Annotated in this window: 2 protein-coding genes; both read left to right on the top strand. The window is 36.2% G+C overall.

What is annotated here, in order from left to right:
• The first annotated feature begins 1,041 nt into the window (after window positions 1-1,041).
• Window positions 1,042-2,715 carry a potassium-transporting ATPase subunit KdpA gene (kdpA, locus tag AC1DUW_RS23660; RefSeq protein WP_477643600.1) on the top strand — a complete coding sequence of 558 codons (1,674 nt, stop codon included), beginning with the start codon at window positions 1,042-1,044 and terminating at the stop codon, window positions 2,713-2,715.
• A gap of 22 nt (window positions 2,716-2,737) precedes the next feature.
• The coding region (locus AC1DUW_RS23655; RefSeq protein ID WP_477643599.1) for an HAD-IC family P-type ATPase at window positions 2,738-3,516 on the top strand (779 nt) is incomplete at its 3' end.

The raw sequence follows: 3,516 nt of genomic DNA, 5'->3' as shown, positions 1-3,516 counted from the left end.
CTCTTTCGCCATCCTACCCGTCAGCTAACTTCGTCGGCTAAAGCGAAGGAGGTCATTAGACCACCTTAATTCAGGAGGCTTTTTTTGTTGTGATTAAAGCAAAAAAGCAACCTGTCATTTCAGTAGGTCTTTTTATTATGCCTATAAATGAAAAGGTTTCTTGGAAGACTGATCGCAGAGAGAGCTGTATAGCTTGCTAGGCGTTAAGTAGACCAATGAGTACTTTTTCTCCAACAATATGTTTGCTTGTGCAAGTCATTCTTTTTTCCGCTGCGTGAATGTTTTTTACGCTGCTGGAATCTGAATAGAATTTGCATGGCTGCATACTGGAGAGAGAGTAAGCATTGGTCTATTTTTTTATGTTTTAGTAGTCAGGATTATCTAACCAAGAAAAAATTAAGCGTGGAAAACAAAAAAAGTAAGTGGAGCGATTGTATGGGAAAAGTACTGATTAGAAATTATTCAAATTTAGTAAAGAATAGCATCTTGGCTAGCCATATGCACACAAATAATCTGTAAATATTTTACTATGACAAAAAGTGGTTTAAGATCACTATCAATTTTCCCGAATGCACGAGCTTTTTATAACTGTATCTCTTTCCTAATTCTCTTATTGATGGAATTAACATTGTTAGAATTTTTTCAGAGTTCAAACCTTACAGACTAATAGTAGTCACTTGTCATAACCAATATATTAGCATGTGTAAAAGAATGGGAGCTGATTGTGTTATCGGATTTTAACAAACAATGTTCTCTAGTTTAATTGCCAGTAATTATTAAGCGGTGAAAAAAAGAAATTTATTCTTAATGATTGTTTGGAATGAGAAGGGAGAAATTCACATGGATTTTGTATCGATATTACTTATAGCTATAACTTTTTTTCTCTTTTTAGGATTTATTCTTTTTTGTAACAAAGTTATAGAAAAAGAGGGAGAGTAGATAATGTTTTTATTTCTTATCGTCGGAGCGATTACATTGTATTTAATTCATGCTCTAATTTATCCAGAAAAATATTAATAGTTACTAACGGAGGAAAAGTAAATGGATTTATTACAAATCGGCGTGGTATTGGCACTTGTCGTTATATTAGCCATACCAATGGCCAAATATTTAACGAATGTTTATTCTCTTGAAATAACAAAACAAGATAGCATGTTTGGAAAAATAGAACGAGTTATTTTCAAACTATCTGGCATTGATACAAATGATATGAGATGGCAGCAGTATGCCAAGGCACTGCTATTGAGTAACTTAGTAATGTTTATTATCTCGTACATTATCATTCGCTTTCAAGGTGTTTTACCAGGTAACCCTAGTAAGATAGACAGCATGGAGCCATTATTGGCATTTAATACTGCTGCAAGTTTTCTTACAAATACCAATTTACAGCACTATAGTGGAGAATCGGGTCTTTCTTATTTATCTCAAATGGCAGTAATTATATTCTTGATGTTTACGACACCCGCTACTGGTCTTTCATTATGTATGGCATTTTTTAGAGGGTTARCGAATCAGCGGAGTATAGGAAACTTTTATGTGGATTTAATCCGTTCGATTACTCGGGTGCTACTTCCATTATCTATTTTGATTGGTTTAGTTCTAGTGTCACAGGGGGTGCCGCAAACACTTAATCCTACAGCAATTGCTAACACATTAGAAGGAGCCACGCAAAATATTGCAAGAGGTCCTGTAGCTGCATTAGAGTCTATCAAGCACATTGGTACAAATGGAGGAGGATTCTTTGGGGTCAACTCAGCCCATCCATTTGAAAATCCTAACGGTTTTACAAATGTCTTGGAAATATTATCTATGTTTCTTATACCTGCCGCTCTTCCATTGACTTTTGGATATATGGCGAGAAATAAGAAACAAGGCTGGATCCTTTTTTCAGCGATGGGATTAATGTTGCTTGTCTTCTTAAGTATTACTTTTATCAATGAAAAAAATGGTAATCCAGCATTAGAGAAAATAGGTCTTTCACAAGAGAATGGGAGTATGGAAGGAAAAGAGGTTCGTTTTGGTATTGCTCAGAGTGCATTATTTACAAGTGTGACAACAGCTGCTACTACAGGCTCTGTTAATAATATGCATGATACCCTTACTCCACTCGGAGGCATGGCACCACTGGCAATGATGATGTTGAACTGTGTGTTTGGCGGTGATGGAGTAGGGACGGTAAATATCCTTATGTATTCAGTAATGGCTGTATTTCTTGCCGGACTTATGGTTGGCCGTACACCTGAGTTTTTAGGTAAGAAAATTGAAGGAAAGGAGATGAAATTAATAGCAATAGCGATTCTTCTGCATCCATTAATCATCTTAGTACCCTCTGCTATAGCTTTAGCAACACAGTTGGGTTCATCGGCTATTTCAAACCCTGGTTTTCATGGTATTTCTCAAGTAGTCTATGAGTTTACTTCTTCTGCAGCCAATAATGGTTCTGGTTTTGAAGGTTTAGGTGACAATACACCATTTTGGAATATTTCGACTGGTTTAGTCATGTTGTTTGGCCGTTACTTCTCAATGATTGCAATGATTGCTGTCGCTGGATCATTACTCGCTAAGAAACGTGTTCCAGAAACAAACGGAACATTTAAAACAGATAATAGTACGTTCCTTGTTATTCTTTTAGCTACTGTTTTAATTATTGGAGCATTGACTTTCTTCCCAGTAATTGCACTTGGGCCAGTCGCTGAGTGGCTAACGATTAGATAAATGTTGAAAAGGAGTATTCCAAATGAGTACAAAGCGTAAAGCAAACGTAAGTAAGAAAATTGTTTTAGAGGCGATTAAAGATGCGTTCAAAAAATTAAATCCAAAAGTAATGGCTCGTAATCCAGTTATGTTTGTAGTTGAAATAGGGTTTGTTATTACCCTTCTCCTTTCAATATTCCCTGCACTTTTTGGTGGAATATCAGAAAGAGGATATAACATTGCAGTGACCATCATTTTATTTATGACCATTATTTTTGCTAATTTTGCTGAAGCTCTGGCAGAAGGACGCGGAAAAGCACAAGCTAATAGTCTTAAAAAGACAAAGCAGGATACTAAAGCAAGGTTAATCCTGAAAGATGGCAGCATAAAAATAGTCGATGCCACAGAACTACGCAAGGGCGATACAGTTTTAGTGAAAGCCAATGATTTAATTCCAACGGATGGTGATGTAATCGAAGGAGTGGCTGCTGTAGACGAATCAGCAATTACTGGTGAATCAGCTGCTGTAATAAAAGAGTCTGGTGGGGATTTTAGTTCGGTAACAGGTGGAACAAAAGTTATTAGTGACTATATCAAAGTCAAAGTAAGTACTGATCCTGGGGAATCTTTCCTTGATCGTATGATTAACTTGGTAGAAGGAGCTAAAAGACAAAAAACACCAAATGAAATTGCCCTAAGTACTCTGCTTGTTAGTTTGACACTTATCTTTTTGCTTGTATGTACTTCGCTAGTACCTATTGCTTCATATATCAAAGTGACATTGCCAATCGCTACCTTAATAGCATTACTGGTATGCTTGAT

The sequence above is a fragment of the Peribacillus sp. P4_C12 genome, assembly GCF_056402095.1.
This window is presented reverse-complemented; position numbering and strand designations above follow the sequence as displayed.